At 62.1% G+C, this 20504-nt stretch carries 18 protein-coding genes and 2 tRNA genes; 16 read left to right on the top strand and 4 right to left on the bottom strand.

Features of this window, described 5'->3' with window-relative positions; all coding sequences use genetic code 11:
* Positions 1-7 precede the first annotated feature (7 nt).
* The 6 genes from glcF (at position 8) to ACE3RX_RS10620 (ending at position 8641) form a co-directional block, all read left to right on the top strand.
* Positions 8-1231: a glycolate oxidase subunit GlcF gene (glcF, locus tag ACE3RX_RS10645; protein ID WP_374483164.1), complete on the top strand. Its 1224-nt coding sequence runs from the start codon at positions 8-10 to the stop codon at positions 1229-1231.
* 44 nt (positions 1232-1275) lie between these two features.
* On the top strand, positions 1276-1677 hold the full coding sequence (locus tag ACE3RX_RS10640) for a heme-binding protein (RefSeq protein ID WP_374483162.1): 402 nt from the start codon (positions 1276-1278) through the stop codon (positions 1675-1677).
* Between the two features lie 46 nt (positions 1678-1723).
* Entirely contained in the window at positions 1724-3385 is a 1662-nt protein-coding gene (locus ACE3RX_RS10635) for an L-lactate permease (RefSeq protein WP_374483160.1), read from the top strand.
* 14 nt (positions 3386-3399) lie between these two features.
* Entirely contained in the window at positions 3400-3846 is a 447-nt protein-coding gene (locus ACE3RX_RS10630) for a universal stress protein (RefSeq protein WP_374483158.1), read from the top strand.
* Positions 3847-4055: 209 nt separating this feature from the next.
* Positions 4056-5252, top strand: a complete 1197-nt coding sequence (locus ACE3RX_RS10625; protein WP_374483156.1) for a two-component system response regulator — start codon at positions 4056-4058, stop codon at positions 5250-5252.
* Positions 5249-8641 (top strand): PAS domain S-box protein, encoded by a 3393-nt coding sequence (locus ACE3RX_RS10620; protein ID WP_374483154.1) that lies wholly within the window; start codon positions 5249-5251, stop codon positions 8639-8641. Before ACE3RX_RS10625 ends, ACE3RX_RS10620 begins: the two co-directional genes overlap by 4 nt.
* 93 nt (positions 8642-8734) lie before the next feature.
* Here the strand turns inward: ACE3RX_RS10620 and htpG are convergent, their stop codons facing one another.
* Positions 8735-10651, bottom strand: coding sequence for a molecular chaperone HtpG (htpG, locus tag ACE3RX_RS10615; RefSeq protein ID WP_374483152.1), 1917 nt, complete (start codon positions 10649-10651; stop codon positions 8735-8737).
* A gap of 104 nt (positions 10652-10755) precedes the next feature.
* Between htpG and ACE3RX_RS10610 the strand changes: the two genes are divergently transcribed.
* Positions 10756-12537 (top strand): ATP-binding protein, encoded by a 1782-nt coding sequence (locus tag ACE3RX_RS10610; protein WP_374483150.1) that lies wholly within the window; start codon positions 10756-10758, stop codon positions 12535-12537.
* Between the two features lie 18 nt (positions 12538-12555).
* Here the strand turns inward: ACE3RX_RS10610 and greB are convergent, their stop codons facing one another.
* Together greB and ACE3RX_RS10600 are read right to left on the bottom strand one after the other, a co-directional pair.
* Positions 12556-13110, bottom strand: coding sequence for a transcription elongation factor GreB (gene greB, locus ACE3RX_RS10605; RefSeq protein ID WP_374483148.1), 555 nt, complete (start codon positions 13108-13110; stop codon positions 12556-12558).
* A 98-nt stretch (positions 13111-13208) separates the two neighbouring features.
* Positions 13209-13442, bottom strand: coding sequence for a DUF3567 family protein (locus tag ACE3RX_RS10600; protein ID WP_374483146.1), 234 nt, complete (start codon positions 13440-13442; stop codon positions 13209-13211).
* Between the two features lie 168 nt (positions 13443-13610).
* On the opposite strand from ACE3RX_RS10600, the gene ACE3RX_RS10595 reads away from it, so the two are divergent.
* The 7 genes from ACE3RX_RS10595 (at position 13611) to ACE3RX_RS10565 (ending at position 18691) form a co-directional block, all read left to right on the top strand.
* The gene (locus ACE3RX_RS10595; protein WP_374483144.1) at positions 13611-13835 is read left to right on the top strand and encodes a YdcH family protein; all 225 of its coding nucleotides are present in this window, start codon (positions 13611-13613) and stop codon (positions 13833-13835) included.
* Between the two features lie 32 nt (positions 13836-13867).
* Positions 13868-15172, top strand: coding sequence for an O-acetylhomoserine aminocarboxypropyltransferase (locus ACE3RX_RS10590; protein WP_374483142.1), 1305 nt, complete (start codon positions 13868-13870; stop codon positions 15170-15172).
* Positions 15173-15186: 14 nt separating this feature from the next.
* On the top strand, positions 15187-16029 hold the full coding sequence (locus ACE3RX_RS10585) for an alpha/beta fold hydrolase (protein ID WP_374483140.1): 843 nt from the start codon (positions 15187-15189) through the stop codon (positions 16027-16029).
* A gap of 55 nt (positions 16030-16084) precedes the next feature.
* Positions 16085-16885, top strand: a complete 801-nt coding sequence (locus tag ACE3RX_RS10580; protein WP_374483138.1) for a DUF2189 domain-containing protein — start codon at positions 16085-16087, stop codon at positions 16883-16885.
* A 138-nt stretch (positions 16886-17023) separates the two neighbouring features.
* Positions 17024-17731 (top strand): SIMPL domain-containing protein, encoded by a 708-nt coding sequence (locus ACE3RX_RS10575; RefSeq protein WP_374483136.1) that lies wholly within the window; start codon positions 17024-17026, stop codon positions 17729-17731.
* The gene (gene dtd / locus ACE3RX_RS10570; protein ID WP_374483134.1) at positions 17728-18165 is read left to right on the top strand and encodes a D-aminoacyl-tRNA deacylase; all 438 of its coding nucleotides are present in this window, start codon (positions 17728-17730) and stop codon (positions 18163-18165) included. Before ACE3RX_RS10575 ends, dtd begins: the two co-directional genes overlap by 4 nt.
* A complete protein-coding gene (locus ACE3RX_RS10565) occupies positions 18116-18691 on the top strand; it encodes a C40 family peptidase (protein WP_374483132.1) in 576 nt (191 codons plus the stop codon). Before dtd ends, ACE3RX_RS10565 begins: the two co-directional genes overlap by 50 nt.
* Before the next feature lie 19 nt (positions 18692-18710).
* On the opposite strand, the gene hemB is transcribed toward ACE3RX_RS10565, so the two are convergent.
* Positions 18711-19676 (bottom strand): porphobilinogen synthase, encoded by a 966-nt coding sequence (gene hemB / locus ACE3RX_RS10560; RefSeq protein ID WP_374483130.1) that lies wholly within the window; start codon positions 19674-19676, stop codon positions 18711-18713.
* A gap of 420 nt (positions 19677-20096) precedes the next feature.
* Here hemB and ACE3RX_RS10555 point away from each other — a divergent pair.
* Together ACE3RX_RS10555 and ACE3RX_RS10550 are read left to right on the top strand one after the other, a co-directional pair.
* Positions 20097-20177, top strand: a tRNA-Leu gene (locus tag ACE3RX_RS10555).
* A gap of 136 nt (positions 20178-20313) precedes the next feature.
* Positions 20314-20388: transfer RNA gene (locus ACE3RX_RS10550), tRNA-Arg, on the top strand.
* Positions 20389-20504 lie beyond the last annotated feature (116 nt).

Here is a 20504-nt window from a genome sequence, read left to right as displayed (position 1 = left end):
ATACGCCATGCAAACCAACCTGAGCGAAGCGGCCCGTCATCGCCACGGCGCCGAAGTGGCCGAAAGCGTGCTGCGGAGCTGCGTGCACTGCGGCTTCTGCAATGCCACCTGCCCCACCTACCAGCTCCTCGGCAACGAGCTTGACGGCCCCCGCGGCCGCATCTACCTGATGAAGCAGATGTTCGAGACCGGCGAGGTCAGCGAGAGCACCCGCAGCCACCTGGACCGCTGCCTCACCTGCCGAAACTGTGAGACCACCTGCCCGTCAGGCGTGCAGTACCACAAGCTGCTGGACATCGGCCGCGCAGCCGTGGAGGAACTGGTGCCACGCAGCACCGGCGAACGCCTGCGTAACCTGGCGCTGCGCGCAATCGTTCCCAACCCGGGGCGCGTCAAGGCCGCGCTTGGCATCGCCTCTACGCTGCGCGCCTTCCTGCCTGCTTCGGTAGCCGAAAAGCTGCCGCGCCACCAATACGCTCCCAAACCCCGGCCCACCGCACGCCAGAGCCGCGTCGTGCTGATGCTGGAAGGCTGCGTGCAGCCCGGCGTATCGCCCAACACCAACGCCGCCGCGGCGCGCATCCTCGACCGCCTGGGCATCTCCGTCCAGCCCGCACCGGAAGCCGGCTGCTGCGGCGCCGTGGATTACCACCTCAACGCTCAGGACGCGGGCCTGGAGCGGGCCCGCCGCAACATCGACGCATGGTGGCCAGCCATCGAAGGCGGCGCCGAGGCGATCGTGCAGACCGCCAGTGGCTGCGGCGCCTTCGTCAAGGAATACGGCTTCCTGCTGCGCGACGATCCGGCCTATCGGGACAAATCCGCACGCGTCAGCGCGCTGGCCAAGGATCTCGTCGAGGTACTCGCCCACGAGCCACTGGAGCAGCTTGGCGTACAGGCAGACAAGCGCCTCGCCTTCCACTGCCCATGCACGCTACAGCACGCCCAGAAGCTCGGCGGCGCCGTGGAAGGCGTGCTGCGGCGCGTTGGCTTCTCACTCACCGCCGTGCCGGATGGCCACCTGTGCTGCGGCTCTGCCGGTACCTATTCGATCACCCAGCCCGAGCTGTCCCGCCAACTGCGCGACCGCAAGATGGACGCACTGGAAAGCGGCAAACCGGAGCTGATCGCCACCGCCAACATCGGCTGCCAGATGCATCTGGACGGTGCCGGACGCACCGAGGTCCGCCACTGGATCGAGATCGTCGAAGACGCCCTGCCCGCCCAATAAGACCAATCCCAACCCCGACAGAGACCACAAAAGGGAAAACCACCATGCAAACCAAGTCCTTCCTGACCCGTGAAGACGCCATCCGCATCCTCGACGCCGCCCGCAGCGAGGCGCACCACAACAACTGGGCCGTCGCCATCTCGGTGGTGGACGACGGCGGCCACCCGCTGATCTTCGAACGCCTTGACGGCTGCGCGGCGATCGGCGCCTACATCGCCACCGAGAAGGCCCGCACTGCCGCCCTCGGTCGCCGGGAATCGCGCCTCTATGAGGAAATGATCAACGCCGGGCGCAATGCCTTTCTTTCCGCGCCCGGCCTGAACGCTATGCTGGAAGGCGGCGTGCCCATCACGGTCGATGGCCACGTCGTCGGGGCCGTCGGGGTGTCCGGGGTCAAGCCCGACCAAGACTCCCAGGTGGCCCGCGCCGGCGTAGCCGCGGCCTGACAAGCCGCAAGCGCAGCACCACACCAAATAAAAGAGGAGACAAACGATGGTATGGCAACAGACCTACGACCCGCTCGGCAGCATGCTGCTGAGTACGCTGGTCGCTGCAATCCCCGTGGCGGTAATGCTGATCGGCCTCGGCTTCTTGCACCTGAAAGCCCATATTGCGGCGGCGGCTGGCCTGGCCAGCGCGCTGCTGATCGCAATTTTTGCCTATGGCATGCCGGCCGAAATGGCCGGCAAGGCAGCCTTCATGGGCGGCCTCACCGGCCTGCTGCCGATAGGCTGGATCGTGCTCAACATCATCTTCCTGCATCAGCTCACCGAGCAGAACGGGTCATTCAAGATCCTGCAGGACTCCATCGCCGGCATCACTGAAGACCGGCGCCTGCAACTGCTGCTGATCGCCTTCGCCTTCGGCGCCTTCTTTGAAGGCGCGGCCGGCTTCGGCACCCCGGTGGCAGTGACGGCGGCGATCCTGATCGGCCTCGGCTTCTCGCCGCTGGCCGCATCCGGCCTGTCCCTGATCGCCAACACCGCCCCGGTGGCCTACGGTGCCCTCGGCACACCGATCATCACGCTGGCCAAGGTCCACAACTATGACGTGATGGCCGTATCGGCGATGGTCGGCCGCCAGCTGCCGTTCTTCTCTGTGCTGGTACCGTTCTGGCTGATCTGGGCCTTCGCCGGGCGCAAGGGCATGCTGCAGATCTGGCCGGCCATCCTGGTTGCCGGCGTGACCTTCGCGATCCCGCAGTTCATCGTTTCCAACTTCTTCGGCCCCGAGCTTGTGGATGTGATCGCCGCCATGTGCTCGATGATCTGCCTCGTGCTGTTCATGAAGGTCTGGCAGCCCGCCGAGATCTGGCGCTCCACCTCCCTCCGTGGGCACGAGGAAGACGGCGGCAAGGCGGCTCCCGCCACGGCCATCGCCCGGCACGCCACCGGCGACGTGGTGCGCGCCTGGATGCCCTGGTTCATCCTGACGGTGTTCGTCTTCATCTGGGGCCTGCCCGCGGTGAAGGCCTACTTCAACGGCATCTACGCGCCGAAGTTCCCGATCGAAGGCCTGCACAAGCTGGTCGAGAAGGTTCCGCCGGTTGTCGCTACGCCGACCAAGGAAAGCGCCGAATACGTCTTCGGGCTGCTGTCCGCCACCGGTACCGGCATCTTCGTAGCGGCGATCGTCGGTGGCCTGGCGATGAAGTACAACCCGCTGGCCCTGCTGCGCACCTATGGCAAGACGATCTGGCTGGTTCGCTACTCGCTGATCACCATCGTCCTGATGCTGGCCCTCGGCACCCTGACCCGCTATTCCGGCCTCGACACCACCCTGGGCCTGGCCTTCGCCTCCACCGGCGTGCTGTATCCCTTCTTCGGTACCCTGATGGGCTGGCTGGGCGTCGCACTGACCGGTTCAGACACCGCCTCCAACGTGCTCTTCGGCGGCATGCAGAAGGTTGCGGCGGAACAGCTCGGCCTCAGCCCCAACCTGATGGGCGCAGCCAACAGCGCCGGCGGCGTGATGGGCAAGATGGTGGATGCCCAGTCCATCGTGGTGGCCTCGACCGCCACGCGCTGGTTCAACCACGAGGGTGACATCCTGCGCTACGTGTTCTTCCACTCCATCGCGTTGGCTTGCCTGGTGGGTATCTTCGTGACGCTGCAGGCCTATGTCTGGCCGTTCAGCGCCCTCGTCATCAAGTAATCGGGAGAGTCCACATGTACAAGCGCATTCTGGTTGCCATCGACAGCAGCGACACCGCCCGCAAGGCCCTCGACGAAGCCGTGCAACTGGCCAAGCTCTCCGGCGCCGCCCTGTGCGTGGCCCACGCCCTCGACGAGGCACCGCTGGTTCAGCACGCAATGGGTATCGGCACCTTCATCGACGCAGACAAGATCAAGGACGAAATGCGCCAGGTCGCCGCTCCTGTGCTCGACGAAGCCGTCGCCAAGGCGGCGGCGGCCGGCATCACGGCGGAGCGCCTGCTTATCGAATCGGAAAACAAGCGGACCGCAGAGCAGATCGTCGACGCAGCGCAAAACTGGAACGCCGACCTGATCGTCGCCGGCACCCATGGCCGCCATGGCCTGGACCGTCTGCTGGTTGGTAGCGTCGCCGAGAACCTGACCCGACTGGCCAAAAGCTCCCTGCTGCTAGTGCGCTGAGGTCAATTTGAAAGGGAAATAAAGGGCGAACCCACGGGTTCGCGCCCTTGCCCTACGAAGCCCCCGGTTTTCCGGGGGCTTTTTTTGTGCCTGGAGAATGAACGCAAGGGCGTCATTCCGACTTCCGCTTCATACACTGAACTCAAGACAGAATCGCAATAATTTAATAAAATTGCTAAATACGCACAAAATCTTAAAATCAACAAAGCATGAACAGTTCGGATGCGGTGAGTTCAGAGGTGTCAACCATCCTGATCGTGGATGACACGCGCACCAATCTATCGGTCATTGGCGGCATTCTCAGCAGCGAATACCGGGTCCGCGTAGCAAATTCAGGAGAACGCGCCCTGAAGGTGGCGGCTACGGTCCCCAAACCGGACCTCATTCTGCTGGATATCATGATGCCGGGCATGGACGGGTACCAGACCATCAGTCTCCTGCGGAAAAACCCGGCGACTCGCAACATCCCGGTCATCTTTGTAACCGCCATGACCTCGGACGAAGATGAAGAGATCGGCCTGCAACTGGGTGCCGTCGATTACATCACCAAGCCCATCCGCCCCTCCATTCTGCTCGCTCGCGTGCGAACCCACCTGGCCCTGAAAGCCGCACAAAGCGAACTGGCCAGCATGAATCAACAGCTTGAAGCCCAGGTACGGCAACGCACGCGCGATTTGGAACTGGTCAAGGACGTCAGCATGCAGGCGTTGGCAACACTAGCCGAGAAGCGCGACCAGGAGACGGGCAACCATTTGGTCCGCACCCGCAGCTACATCGAATTGCTGATGCAAGACCTCTGCCGCCAACCACGCTTCGCCCAGCAGCTTCGCTTGGTCGATCAGGAAATGATCGCCAAAGCTGCCGCGCTTCATGACATTGGGAAAGTTGGGATTCCGGACCATATCCTGCTCAAGCCGGGCAAACTGACCCCGGACGAATTCGCAATCATGAAGACGCATGCCCAGATCGGGGCAGATGCCTTGAGCGCGGCCATCGAGCGGGTACTGGCGGCACGACACGAGGGGAACGCTCATGACAGCGGCCACTATGCCCTCACCTTCCTCGAGGTCGCACGGGAAATCGCGGGCAGCCATCACGAAAAGTGGGATGGCTCCGGCTATCCACATGGGTTGGCAGGAGCATCCATCCCGCTGTCCGCCCGCCTGATGGCCTTGGCCGACGTATTTGACGCTTTGACTTGCAGGCGCCCATACAAGGCAGCTGTCCCTCTCGATGAAACGATCGAGATCATTCGTCGGGGCCGTGGAAGCCATTTCGATCCAGACATCGTCGATGCATTCCTGGCGCGGATCGAAGATTTTGCCACCGTCGCCCATCGCTATGCCGATACCGGACACCCCGAATACATCGCCAGCCAGGTTCCGAGCAACGAGTCTGTCCGATGATGTTTACACGCAACCAAATCAAGGCGTTTCTGCTCTTCTTCATGCCCCTCGTCGTCGGCATTGGCACGGCGTTTCTGCATGAATGGCAGAGTTTCACCGAACTGCAGGCCGAAAGCCTTGTTCAGTTGAATGCCGTTAGCAGCCCACAAAGTCTGATCAATGAGCGCTGGAACGTCCTGAAGTTCTCACTCATGGTCTATGCCTTGATGTTTGCGCTTTGGGGCGTTCTCTGTCTGATCATGACGCGCAACCTGGCGTTGATCACGTCAGCCATGGACCGCCTTGGACGCGAGCAGCCCCTTGCCACGGAAGAGATTCATGCCTTGAAGGGCATTCGTGGTTTCATGCTGCGCGACCTCGCCCATGCCGCACTGGCCTTCGCCGAGACCCGGACCGCTCGCGACAGCGCCGAAAAGGCACTCCGGCAGGAACGCACCCAACTCGGTTTGCTCATCAGCTCGATGCCTGACTTGGTCTGGTTCAAGGACGCCGAAGGGCACTACGTGTACGGCAATCCACGCTTTCAGGCCTTGCTGGGCTTGCCCGAATCCAAAATCCGCGGCAGAACCGATTTCGAGCTGTTTTCCGCCGACGATGCCCGTCGACAGCACAAACGTGATGCAAACACGGCCTACGCGCCTTCCGGCATCGTGGTGCAAGAAGAATGGCGAGATTTCGCCGATGGCCACCGGGAATTGATCGAGGTCATCAAGGTGGCCGTTCGTGAAGAAGGACGACTCATCGGGATCCTCGGTGTCGGCCGCGACATCACTGCCCAGCACATGACTCAGATCGAACTTGAGGACAGCCAGGCCGCACTGACTCGCACCCAGGCCGTCGCCCAGATCGGCAGCTGGGTTTACGACTACCGCTTCAACACCGTGATCGGCTCGGAACAGGCATGCCAGGTTCTCTGTACCCCACTGGGAGAAACCTTCACCGCTCGCCAGTTTTTCCGGCGCATCGACCCGCGCGACCGGCGACGCGTCCAACTAGCCTGGCAGGCTTCGCAGCACTCGGGCATTTTCCACGTTGAGCACCGGATCTGGTGCAACGGCACGCTGAAATGGATCGCCCAACGCGCCGAGATCGAGTGGGACGCCGAGCGCCGCCCGGCGCGCGCTATCGGCATGCTCCAGGACGTAACCTCGCTGAAGGCTGCCACTGAAGCACTGCGTGAGCGCGAGGAAGTCTTCTCGGCCATCGCCGGCCAAGCAGAAAGCGGCATCCTGCTGCTCGACCTGGAGACATTGCATTTCCTGGAGTTCAATGATGCCGCCTGCCGCCACCTGGGCTACACGCGTGAGGAACTTGCGAGCCTGAGCCTCTACGACATCCAGGGCGGTGTCGCATCAAGGGATCTGGCGGCCATGCTGAAGCGCATCCAACGGGACGACGGTGCATCCTTCGAAAGCGTGTACTGCGGTCGCGACGGTACCCGACGCCACTTCTGGATTTCCGCAAAGCCGATTGTAGTAAATGATCACCACTGCCTCTCTGCCGTGTGGTCCGACATCACCGATCAAGTCAAAGCCAATGCAGAACTCGAGGGCTACCGCAATCACCTTGAGGATCTGGTAAGCGCACGCACAGCCGAACTGGCGGAGGCACGCGATGCTGCGCAGACGGCCAACCGCGCGAAAAGCAGTTTCCTGGCCAATATGAGCCACGAGATCCGCACGCCAATGAACGCGATCATCGGCCTGACTCATATGCTGCAAAACGAGATCACCGATGCCCGTCATCGGCAGCAACTGACCAAGGTAATCAGCGCATCGCGGCATCTGCTCGGCATCATCAACGACATTCTCGATTTCTCGAAGATCGAAGCCGGGAAGATGAAGCTCGAAGCAACGGATTTCGATTTGAGGCAGGTGGTCGCCAATGCCTGCACACTCGTTTCACCAAAGGCGCAGGCCAAGAATCTGGCGCTGATCGCGGACGTCCACAGCTTGCCGCAGGTGCTGCATGGCGACGGTCTGCGCATTGGCCAGATCCTGCTGAACTTCATTTCCAATGCCGTCAAGTTCACCGAAACCGGACAAATCCTGATCCGCGGTCATTCCGTCCGTGAGGACGACGAAAAGCTGTGGGTACGCTTCGAGGTGCAGGACAGCGGGATTGGCATGAGCGATGAACAGTGTGCCCGGCTGTTCCTGCCCTTCGAGCAAGCAGACACTTCAACCACCCGGCGTTTCGGTGGCACGGGTCTCGGCTTGGCCATTTCCCGACGCCTGGCCGACATGATGGGCGGAACGATAGGCGCGAAGTCGGTACGTGGCGAGGGCAGCACATTCTGGCTGGAAATTCCCTTGAGTCGCTCGAGCATCGACTGTCTGCCGACAGGCGACCGCTCCTCCCACCCACCCCAGTTCAACAAGCACTACCGCGTACTGCTTGCCGAGGACAATCCCGTCAATCAGGAGGTCGCCATCGCCATGCTGGACGATAGCGGCATCAGCGTCGACGTTGCTGACGACGGACTAAAAGCGGTTGCGATGGCAGCAAACACGCGGTATGACCTGATCCTTCTCGATGTGCAAATGCCCCACCTTGACGGACTGGAAGCCGCTCGCCGCATCCGCTCGCTGCCCTCCCATGCCGACACACCAATCGTCGCCTTGACCGCCAATGCTTTCGATGAAGACAGGCAAAGGGCCCTCGATGCGGGGATGAACGACCACCTTGCAAAGCCAGTCGTACCTGAAGTCCTTTATCAGACCCTTGCCCGCTGGCTTGGCGAAGACACCTTCACAGAGCAAAGCCCGGCCAATCAGGCGAAGCCCGGACTTGAGCAACTGAGCTGCATTGACGCGGCAGTCGGCCAACGTCTGCTCGATGACGATCAGCAACTCTTGCTAGAACTGTTGGAAATATTCGTCGAAGAACATGCAGAAGATGCCGCACGGATCAGACACAAGCTTCGAGAAGGAGATGAAAAGGGAGCACGCCGCCTGGCTCATTCGCTCAAAGGCGTATCTGGAACCCTTGGCCTTCGGACCATCCACCAGCTGGCGGCATCTTTCGAACTGTGTTTACTCGAGGCAGCCAGCACAGAAGCACGCGACAAAGCCCTGTCCGAACTCGCCCTGGCCGTTGATCACGCCTGCGGGGAACTAGCGACTGTCCTCACACCAGCGGACGAGACAAGCGGGCTCTCCAACCCGGTCGACCTCGTCACGTTGCGCGCCGAGATTACCCAGCTTCGTCAACTTATTGCGACTGACGACCTCGAAGCACGCGATCTGTTTCTCCGACTTGAGTCCCGTCTCACCACCGTAGCAGGTCGTGCGGCCGCCCGCCTGGGCAATGAACTCGAGGACTTTGCCTACGAAAACGCTTTGATCACACTGGACGCCATCATCGGCGCCCACCCGGAACTGACCTGAACAGAAGCGGGACACGAATGAATAAGGGCGGCCCTTCAGAGGGCCGCCCTTGGATCACACAGGCGGACTGCAATCAACCGCCCATCCAGCTGCTCATGCGGCGTTCATCGCCAGCATCAGCTGGTTGATACGCTTCACGAAGCTTGCCGGGTCGTCCAGCGTACCGCCTTCGGCCAGCAGAGCCTGATCGAACAGCACCGCAGCCCAGTCCTCGAACTGCTTGTCTTCGTACTTGAGGCGCAGCACCACCGGATGAGCCGGGTTGATCTCAAGGATCGGCTTGGAGAGCGGCATGTTCTGGCCGGCTGCCTTCATCAGGCGAGCCAGGTTCATCCCCATGTCGTGCTCGTCGGCCACCAGGCAGGCGGGAGAGTCGGTCAGGCGATGAGTGACGCGGACTTCCTTCACCTTGTCGCCAAGGCTGCTCTTCATCTTGTCGAGCAGTTCCTTCAGCTCTCCGGTTTCCTTCTCAACGGCAGCCTTCTCGGCTTCGTCTTCCAGCTTGCCCAAATCGAGGCCGCCCTTGGCGACGGACGCCAGTTGCTTGCCGTCAAACTCGGTCAGATTGCCGACCACCCACTCGTCGACACGATTGGAGAGCAGCAGCACCTCGATGCCCTTCTTGCGGAAGATTTCCAGGTGCGGGCTGTTCTTGGCGGCATTGAAGCTATCGGCGGTGACGTAATAGATCTTGTCCTGGCCCTCTTTCATGCGACCGATGTAATCGGCCAGCGACACCACTTCCTCGGCGGTGTCCGCATGGGTCGACGCAAAACGCAGCAGGCCGGCGATCTTCTCCTTGTTGGCGTGATCCTCGCCGACGCCTTCCTTCAACACCTGGCCGAACTCCTTCCAGAAGGTGACGTACTTTTCCTTCTGGTTCTCGGCGAGGTCTTCGAGCAGGCTCAGCACCTTCTTGGTACAGCCGGCACGCAGGGTGTCGATGTCCTTGGATTCCTGCAGGATCTCGCGAGACACGTTGAGCGGCAGGTCGTTGGAATCCACCACGCCGCGCACGAAGCGCAGGTACATGGGCATCAGCTTCTCGGCGTCGTCCATGATGAAGACGCGGCGCACGTAGAGCTTGACGCCGTGGCGGGCCTGGCGGTCCCACATGTCGAAGGGGGCGTGGCCGGGCACGTAGAGCAGCTGGGTGTACTCGTGGCGGCCTTCGACCTTGGCGTGAGTCCACGCCAGCGGTTCCTCGTAGTCGTGGCCGACGTGCTTGTAGAACTCGGTGTATTCCTCGTCGGTGATGTCCGACTTGGCGCGCGCCCACAAGGCGTTGGCCTTGTTGACGGTCTCGTCTTCGTCGGTGAGGACCTGCTCCTTCTTCTCCTCGTCCCACTGCTCCTTCTTCATCACGATGGGCTGCAGGATGTGGTCGGAGTACTTCTGGATGATCGAACGCAGCTTCCAGCTGGACAGCAGATCGTCCTGGTCATCGCGCAGGTGCAGGGTGATCTCGGTACCGCGGTCGGCCTTCTCGACGGCTTCGACGGTGTATTCGCCGGCGGTGTCGCCGGTCATCGAACAGGTCCACTGCACCGCGGCGTCAGCACCCAGGCCGGCGCGACGGGTACGCACGGTGACCTTGTCGGCGACGATGAAGGCAGAGTAGAAACCGACGCCGAACTGGCCGATCAGGTGGGCATCCTTCTTCTGGTCGCCGGTCAGCTTGCCGAAAAATTCCTTGGTGCCGGACTTGGCGATGGTGCCCAGGTTGGTCACCACTTCGTCACGGCTCATGCCGATGCCGTTGTCGGCGATGGTCAGCGTGCGGGCTGCCTTGTCGTAGCCCACGCGGATCTTCAACTCGGCATCGTTCTCGAACAGCCCACCGTTCTCGAGGGCTTCGAAACGCAGCTTGTCACAGGCGTCGGAGGCATTCGAAACCAGCTCCCGCAGGAAAATCTCCCGGTTCGAATACAACGAATGGATCATGAGGTGCAGCAGTTGCTTGACCTCGGCCTGGAAGTTCAAGGTTTGCGCGGACGTATCGACAGTCATAAAGCTTGCTCCATAAGAACCGTTAACGATCCCCATATGGGTATGCCCCGCTGACTTTCAAGCCCCCTCGCCACCGGATGGAACATTCCCGACTTCCTGAGTCCGTGCTGCCTCCAACGCAGCCCGCCGCCCCCGGGGCCGATGGCCCCATCCCGGCACATTCCCTGCGGTGGCTTCGCCTGGCCATCTGGGGCACCTTTGCGCTGCTTGCCACCCTCATCATCGCCGTCACCACTTCACTGGTCCGCTATGACCGGGACCAGGCCCTCCGGCGTTCGGAATCTGAACTGCTCAACCTGACCCGAGTACTGGAGGAGCACATTGCACGCACCTTCGGCGAAGCCGAGGGTGCCATCAACGAAATTGCCGGGCTGGTGGCCATGCGGGGGGGAATCGACGCCTTCGGGCCCGGGGAGTTGCAGGCTCTTTTGCACCAGCGCGTGCCGCACCTGCCGGAGGCCGAAACCCTGTTTGTGGAGCGGGAGGACGGTCGCCTGGCGGCCGACGCGAACAGCGATACGGCGGCGCCTGATGAAACGGCTACCGACAAGATGGCCATGCCCCCAGTCCTCAAAGATGGCTTCGATATTGGCAACCCTGGCCACCCACAGGTAGGCAGCCGCGTCAGCACGCCACTCACACGACAGATTTTCGACGCCGCAGGCAAATACCTGGGTACGGCCGGCGCCGCCATCAGCCATGCCTACTTCGGAGCGGTGTATCGGGAAGCAGGACTGTCGGATCGGGATACGATTCTCGTGATACACGCAACCCGCCAGACGGTGCTCATTCACCACCCCCAGAAAGACGCCGTCGTCGGCACCTCAGCCCCCTTGCCGGCCGCCCTCGACGCGTCCCCCGGCGTGCGCAGCCTGGTCTTGACAGGCACCAACGAGGCCGACCCCATCGAGAGCATCCGGGCCTACCGCCGCCTGGCGGAGCGCCCGCTGATCGTCGCCGCGAGCCGGCCGGTGGAGGACGCGCTGACGGACTTTTACGTGCACCGGCAGTATGTGGTGGCCGCCGCTGCCCTGATGCTGGCCCTTCTCGGCTCGCTGGCTTTCAGCCTGCACCGCTTCGCCAATCTCCGTGACGCGGAACGGGAGGCTCTCGCCGAACTCAATGCATCCCTGGAAGAGCGGGTCCGCCAGCGCACTGAAGAACTGGAGCAGTCCAACCGGGAGCTGCTCAGCTTCAGCTATTCGATATCCCATGACCTGCGTGCGCCACTTCGGGCAATCAACGGCTTTGCCCACGCCCTTGCCGAGGACTATGGCGAGCGCCTCGATGCAACCGGGCGCGACTACATCGCCCGCCTCAGCCGGGCGAGCCTGCGGATGGGGGAGCTCATCGACGCCCTGCTGAAGCTCGCGAGCGTGTCGAGACAAGCGCTCAAGATTACGCCGACCGATGTGAGCGCTATTGCCCGGGAGATTCTCGATGAGATGGCTGCAACCACGCCGGAACGACTGGTGCAATACCACGTGGAGGACGAACTCCTGATTGATGCCGATCCGACCCTGATCCGCAACGCGCTACAGAACCTGCTTGGCAACGCCTGGAAATTTTCCCGCGACAGCAGGCCATCGATCATCCAGGTCGGAGGGCGCCCCCACGGAGAGGAGCAACTCTTCTACGTAACCGACAACGGGATCGGCTTCGACATGGCCCACGCGGGCAAGCTCTTCGAGCCCTTCCAGCAATTACATGCCCGCAGCGGCTTCGAAGGCTCCGGCATCGGGCTGGCCAGCGTGCGCCGCATCATCGAACGCCACGGGGGCACGATCTGGGCGGAGTCGGCCCCGGGGGCTGGCACCACCATCTTTTTCACGCTCCCGCGAAGCCCCGCCATCGTGCGCCGCCCACGTGCCAGACCTGCAGACTGAGGCTGCGCAAGCCTGCACTTACTCGTAACGGATCTCCACGACCTCGATTTCGCGGATACCGGCAGGACTGGCAAAGCGCACCACATCCCCTTCCCTGGCTTTCAGCAGGGCACGGGAGAGGGGGGCAATCCAGCTGATCCGCCCCTCAGAGGCATTGGCCTCGTCCACCCCGACGATCTGGTAGGTCTGCTCGTCGTCACCATCCACGTCGCACACCGTCACCGTCGCGCCGAAGAAAACCTGCTCGGTATTTTCCTGCTCGGACGGTGTGACCACCGTCGCCCCTTCGAGGCGCTTGATCAGGAAGCGAATGCGGCGATCAATCTCCCGCAGGCGCTTCTTGCCATAGATGTAGTCACCATTCTCAGAACGGTCGCCATTGGACGCAGCCCAGCGCACCGTCTCTACCAGCTTGGGGCGCTCATCGCGCACGAGTTCATCGAGCTCGGCCTTGAGTCGCTCGAACCCGTTGCGCGTCATGTAATTGCGGGTGCCAGGCGGCAGGCTGGGCACACCCGGCGCGGACTCGTCGTCCTCGTCCTGGTCGCTTTCCTTGACGAAGGCCTTATTCACCCTGAAACACTCCGGAAACAAAAACGGTCGGCAATAGTAGGAGCCACCTGCCCGCATGGCAAGCGACTCCAGCTGCCCACACATGGTTTGAATACGCGTCAGTGATAGATCGCCGGTTGGTGCATCAGCGAGCCATATGCAGCAATCCACGCCTCGAAATCATCCATCTCGGTCGCCGACGAGGCCACGTCGCGCAGTTCACGGCGGAAGCGCTGGGCGGCTTCGTCGCGGAACAGTGCCCCGAGACCGCGCCGCTTGTCTATGACCTCGACCGCGTCGAGATTGGGATAGTCCACCACATACAGGACAGGGTTGTTGAGTACCACGTTCATGACAGGCCTCCCGATAGCTAGGTTTTGCCTTTTGGGCATCGTGCTACTGAAGATGGGAACACAATCCGGTACTTCAAGTTCCCGGCTGCCGTTGTATTTCCTGCCACCCGCGCCTAAGATTCCACCGAATCCGCTCGCAGCCGTGCCCTTACCATACTCCGATCAGGCATGAACGACAGCAACGAACCCAGCGCCGACGTCACCAGCCTCACATCCCGGCTGGCGACTCTGACCACCGAGCATCGAGATCTTGATGCCGTCATCTCCCAGATTTCGTCGGCACCGCCGCCTGGAGATGAATTGCTGCTGCGTCGCCTCAAGAAGCGCAAGCTGTTGGTAAAAGACCGGATCGCGATCATTCAGCGACTGCTCGATCCTGACATACCCGCCTGAAATAGCCCACCCGACCCTCAGCCAGAGACCGCATGTCCATCCACCGCAATGCCGGGGCCGACACCCTCGCCCTGCACGCCGGACAGACGCCCGACCCTGTCCATCGTTCCCGGGCCACCCCGATCCATTTCACTACCAGCTACGTTTTCGAGGATAGCGAGCATGCAGCTTCGCTTTTCAACCAGGAACGGGCCGGTCATGTCTATTCGCGCATTTCCAACCCCACCAATGCGGTGCTGGAAGAGCGCATAGCAGCACTGGACGGTGGCATCGGCGCGATCGCCTGCGCCAGCGGCCAGGCTGCCCTATTGCTGGCAATCACCACGCTGATGGGTAGTGGCGGCCATATCGTGGCGTCACGCGCGTTGTATGGCGGCTCCCACAACCTGCTCGCCTACACACTCCCCCGGTTCGGGATCGAAACCACCTTCGTTGCCCCCGGCGACCATCAGGGCTGGCGGGCGGCCATCCGTCCGGAAACCCGCCTGCTGTTCGGCGAAGCCATCGGCAATCCCGGCCTGGAAGTCCTCGACATCCCCGAACTCGCCCTGATCGCCAGTGATGCGCGCATCCCCTTGCTCGTCGATGCCACGCTGGTCACACCCATGCTGCAGTGCCCATTAGATCTCGGTGCCAATCTGGTGGTGCATTCCGCTACCAAGTTCCTCGGCGGCCATGGGGTGGCGATTGGCGGCCTGCTGGTGGATGGCGGCAACTTCGACTGGGAGGGCTCGGGCGGCCACTTTCCGACGCTCACGGAGCCTTACGAGGGCTTCCATGACATGGATTTCGCCGAGGAATCCCCCGTCGCAGCTTTCCTGTTGCGAGCCCGACGCGAGGGTCTGCGTGACTTCGGAGCCTGCCTGTCGCCGATGAATGCCTTCCAGATCCTGCAGGGTATGGAGACCCTGGGCCTCAGGATGGAACGCCACGTAGCCAATGCGCGCGCGCTAGTAAGCCACCTGGCCGGACACCCGCTGGTGGAGTCCGTCGCCTGGCCCGAGCTCGAAAACCATCCCGATCACCAACTGGCTGCGCGCCTACTGCCGAAGGGCTGTGGCGGTGTCTTCAGTTTCAGCCTGAAGGGCGGACGGGCTGCGGGTGCCGCATTCATCGAGGGACTAAGGGTCTTTTCCCATCTAGCCAACGTCGGTGATGCCAAGTCCCTGGCCATCCATCCGGCCAGCACTACCCATTCCCGCATGTCCCGCAACGCCCTGCTTGCCGCCGGCATCACCGAAAGCACGGTTCGCCTGTCCGTCGGCCTGGAAAGCGCCCCGGATCTGATCGATGATCTGGACCGCGCGTTGTACGCCGTCCAGAAAGCAGCCGCCTGACCCCGGAAGCCTGCATGAGACTCAACCTGTCCGGTCACCTGAGCGACCACATCACCTTCTGCTATACCGGCGGTCAGCGCCTGGAGCGCGACCGTCCGACGGCCCTGTTCATCCATGGCGCCGGCCACGACCACAGCGTGTGGGCGCTGCAGTCCCGCTACTTCGCCCATCACGGCTGGAATGTCATCGTTCCCGATCTGCCGGGTCACGGTCGCTCCAGTGGCCCCGCCCTCGAAAGCATCGAAGATCTGGCCAACTGGATCATCGCCCTCGCACACAAGCTGGACGTCGAGCACCCCCTCGTCGTCGGCCACAGCATGGGCGCACTGATCGCCCTGCAGGTAGCGGCCACGGCACCCGAACTGGTAAGCCGGCTGGCCATGGTGGGCGCTGTCGTACCGATGCCGGTGGCGCCCGCCTTGCTGGAGTCGACTCTGTCGAACCGCGAGAAAGCCCATGTACTGATCAACCAGTGGTCCTTCGCACCGCGCAGCCAGATTGGCGCGAGCAGTATCCCCGGCATCAATCTCACCGCACTCAACGAACGCCTGATGCAACGCCAGGCGCCTGGCGTTCTGCATGCCGACATGGCGGCCTGCAATGCCTACGTCGGAGGCTTCGAAGCGGCAGCGCGGGTCTGTTGCCCCAGCCTGCTGCTGAGTTCTGCACAGGACCGGATGACGCCCCCCAAAGCCCTCGCGCCGCTGGTCGAGGCCTTTGGCAGTAAAGTGCGGCTCACCCGGACCGTGCTGCCCGAAGCGGGTCACGCGATGATGTCGGAAGCCCCGGGCCAGGTACTGGATGCACTGTGGGCCTTCGCAAATTCCCCCCACGCAAGCGGACAGCCCCCGACATGAACTGATCCGCTTGTTGCAGGCCATTGAGTTCCAATAACCATAACGGAGACAAAGCATGGCTCAGCACAATACCCCTTCGGACGAGGAACAGGCCGCCGCCGCACTGCCCTTCCCCACGGTGCGCATCATCGGCGTCGGCGCACCGTTCCAGTGGATCGCTCAAGGCCTCAGCGACCTCAAGGCCTGCCCGGTCGCCAGCCTGTTTTACGGTTTCTGCTTCACTGCCATGGGGCTGCTGCTGACCTTCGTGTTCGAGCACGCCTACCAATACACCTCCGCCCTCACCACCGGCTTTTTGCTCCTCGCCCCCTTTCTCGCCATGGGGCTGTACGAGCTCTCACGCCGTCGGGAGCTCGGCGAGAAGTGCGCACTCGTACCAACACTGACGGTTTGGCGCCGCAACGCTGGCAACCTGGCCGTCTTCGCGGCGGTGCTGACCGTCATATTCCTGATCTGGGCGCGCGCCTCCCTCGTCATCTTCGCCATCTTCTACACGCGGGAGCTCCCAAATCTGTCAGGCTTCCTCGGACAGGTACTGTCCTTCGAGAACCTCGACTTCCTGCTGGTCTATTTTGGCGTCGGGCTCATCTTTGCACTGCTCGTCTTCGCGGTCAGCGTGGTCTCGATTCCGCTGATGCTAGACCGCAACCAGGATGCGATCACCTCGATGATCGCCAGCATACGGGCTCTGGCGCTCAATCCACTGCCGCTGCTCATCTGGGCCGCCCTGATCGTCAGCCTGACTATCCTGGGCTTTCTCAGCTTCCACCTCGGACTCGTTGTACTGATGCCCATCGTGGGACATGCCACCTGGCACGCCTACCGCCAGCTGGTGGAGCCGCTGCCACGCAATTGACACGGGATCCATGTGCTTTTCAGCGACACTATCCGGCCTCACCCAGGCCGGATAAGCACATGGGCTTTGCCAAGCGAGCCGGCCTGTGGCGAAATAAGCAGAACTTTTCCTGTTAAGTCATGCCCGGAGAGCATCACCGTGCGCAAAGCCATTTTCTTTTCAACAAGTCTCGCCCTGCTCCTTGCAGGCACTGTCGTCCACGCAGCGGAGAGTAGCACCGCCCCTGCGCTGCCGACTGCGGACATCTCGGTGGAGGCGAGTCGCGCCGCCCCCAATGACCAGTTCCGCGCCCAGGTTTATTACGAAACCAGCGAGGCGAGCCCTGCCGAACTTGCCCGCAAGGTGAACTCAGTCATCGCACAGGCGCTTCAGACTGCCCGCAGCTATCCGGCTGTGAAGGTTCGCACTGGCAACAACATGACCTACCCGGTCTATGGCAAGAACGTGCGCAACATCGAAGCCTGGCGGATGCGCTCGACGCTAAACCTTGAGGCCAACGACGCGCCCGCCCTGTCCGAGTTGCTCGGCAAGCTCCAGCAGAGCATGGTGATCGGCGGGCTTAATGCCGCCCCCTCGGCCGAAACCTGGAAGAAGATCGAAGACCAGGCCATCGTCGATGCCCTCACCGCCTTCGAGGCCCGGGCGAAACTGGTCGCCACCAGCCTCAGCAAAAAATGGAAGATCAAGCACGTGTCGGTCAACACCGGTGGCATCCAGCAGAAGCCCATCATGCCACTTGCCCGCAGTGCCGGCCTGATGGCCGCTGAAGCAGTGGCAGCGCCAATCGAAGCCGGCGACAGCACGGTCAGCGTTTCAGTAAACGGCCAGATCGAACTGCTGGAATGATTGCGCTGATTCAACGTGTCCTCGAAGCCAGGGTAACGGTCGGGGAGCGCTCCGTCGGCGCCATCGGTCCCGGGCTACTGGCCCTGATCGCAGTGGAAAGATCCGACACCTCGGCAAACGTTACCCGCATGGTCGAACGTCTGCTGGGCTACCGCGTCTTTCCCGACGACGAAGGACGGATGAACCGCTCGCTGATAGACACCGGAGGCGGCCTGCTACTCGTGTCCCAATTCACGCTGGCAGCCGACACAGCCAAGGGCACCCGGCCGAGTTTCACTCCGGCGGCCGCGCCGGATGTTGCCGAAGAACTGTTCAATGAAGTCGTGGCCCTGGCCCGCAGCCGTCATGCTTGCGTGGAAACCGGTGAGTTCGGGGCCGAGATGAATGTATCCCTTGTCAATCATGGCCCGGTTACCTTTCGCCTCACCGCCTGAGTGGGCGCGCCCCGGCCTGCTCTTCGCTCTGGCCGTGCTCGCAGGCTGCAGCCAGACACCGCAACGCCCGGCGGACTCATCCTCAGCGTACTCACGCCACTCGTCCCCGACAGCCCGTAACTGGATCACACTTCCGCAGCAGGCCGACGCTCAGGAAGTCGTTCTTTACGCCCTCGGGCTGCTCGACACCGGATACCGCTTCGGTGGCAAGAACCCATCTGCCGGCCTCGACTGTAGCGGAATGGTCAGCTATATCGTCGAGCAGGTCAGCGGACGGAAACTGCCTTACAACGCGGCCGGTATCGCCGAGCGTACCCGCCCCATCTCATCGGGAGCGATCCAGCCCGGCGACCTCGTGTTCTTCAACACCCTTGGGCGCGCGTATTCCCACATGGGCATCTATCTCGGCGATGGCAAGTTCATCCATGCTCCGAGCAGCAAGGGCAAGGTCCGTGTCGACCGTCTCGACAGCCGCTACTTCGCGGAACGCTTCGAAGGTGCCCGGACCCTGATGCCGGAGGGCTGACGCCTTCCGGCCCCGGCGCTCACTGGCACTCTTTCAGCCAGCGGGCCGCATCCAATGCGTAATAGGTGAGGATGCCGTCAGCACCGGCCCGCTTGAACGCCAGCAGGGCCTCCAGCGCGCAAGCTCGCTCATCCAGCCAGCCATTAGCCACCGCCGCCTTCAGCATCGCGTACTCGCCGCTCACCTGGTAGGCGTAGGTTGGTACCTGCAACTCGGCCTTCACGCGCCGCACGATGTCCAGATAAGGCATGCCGGGCTTAACCATGAACATGTCGGCACCTTCGGCGATATCGAGGGCCACCTCACGGATGGCCTCGTCGGAATTGGCCGGATCCATCTGGTAGGTGTATTTGTTGCCCTTTCCCAGATTGCCGGCCGAGCCGACCGCATCACGGAACGGTCCGTAGAAACTCGACGCGTACTTGGCCGAGTAAGCCAGGATGCGCGTGTAGATCTGCTGCGCGCCATCCAACTCAGCACGGATACGGGCGATACGGCCATCCATCATGTCTGAAGGCGCCACCACGTCGGCCCCCGACTGGGCGTGGCACAGCGCCTGGCGCGCGAGAACCTCCAAGGTCTCGTCGTTGAGCACGTAGCCGTTTGCGTCGATGAGGCCGTCCTGCCCATGAACCGTGTAAGGGTCGAGAGCCACGTCGGTAATCACGCCCAGTTCGGGAAAACGACGCTTCAGTTCGCTGACGACGCGGGGCACCAGACCATCGGGGTTGAAGGCTTCCTCCGCCCCCAGGCTCTTCTTGCCGTCCTCGACGACGGGGAACAATGCCAGCGCCGGCACGCCAAGCTGCACGGCCTCTTCAGCAACACGCAAGAGATTGTCGAGCGACATGCGCGCCACGCCGGGCATCGATGCCACCTGCTGCGTGACGCCCTGCCCTTCTAGAACAAAAACCGGATAGATCAAATCGTCGGCCGACAGCCGATTTTCACGCATGAGCCGACGGGAGAAATCATCCTTGCGCATGCGACGCATCCGGATACCCGGAAATACTGACTGAACTGGGCTCATAAAGATCTCAAGTACTTACATCTAGAAACGAAATGCCGCAGGAACTTTCTCCACCGGCCTCTACACTAATTAACAGATGGTGCTGAACCGTCTCCCGCTATACCTCCCTGAGCGGGTGCCTTGAGCAAGCAAGGCATTTTTTGACCCCCGGCGCTCCCCTTGCCGGGGGTTTTTTATTCCACCAGCACCAAGCGCGCCATGCTGCGCATCTGGACGGAAGGAATTCTAAGCCCAAGCCCCCGGGCTGACATCCCGCGATGCAACCCCAGGTGCCCCAGCGCGCTCGAAGTGTGGTGTTTTCAGAACACGCCAGCCACCGGAAGACTCGAAAGACTGGCAATAGCACCGCGCTGCCTTTACAATGCGAGCCCTTCAGCGGACGTGGCGGAATTGGTAGACGCACCAGATTTAGGTTCTGGCGCCATTGGCGTGAGAGTTCGAGTCTCTCCGTCCGCACATCAAACCCAAACGAGGCTGTCAGCGCCCGACGTCGGGCCGAGGCGCTTGGTGAGCAGGACATCCTCGTCCGCTTGTCGATACACGCCCATGGGCATGGCGCATCGCCGCACAGCAAGCTAGAATGCCGCCCTCGCTCTCCGTAGTTCAATGGATAGAACGGGCGCCTCCTAAGCGCCAGATACAGGTTCGATTCCTGTCGGGGGGACCAGACTACTGGTTCAGGCAGTCTCAAGCAGCATCAGAAACACACGAAAAGGCCCGCGGTTGCGGGCTTTTTTGTTTTCGGGGCGTATCATCCGATATCAGGAGCCCCCACCCAATCGC

This window comes from Zoogloea sp. (genome assembly GCF_041914405.1).
Taxonomy (GTDB): Bacteria; Pseudomonadota; Gammaproteobacteria; order Burkholderiales; family Rhodocyclaceae; genus Zoogloea.
The sequence above is the reverse complement of the archived record's forward strand: the minus strand, read 5'-3'. Positions and strand labels throughout refer to the sequence as shown.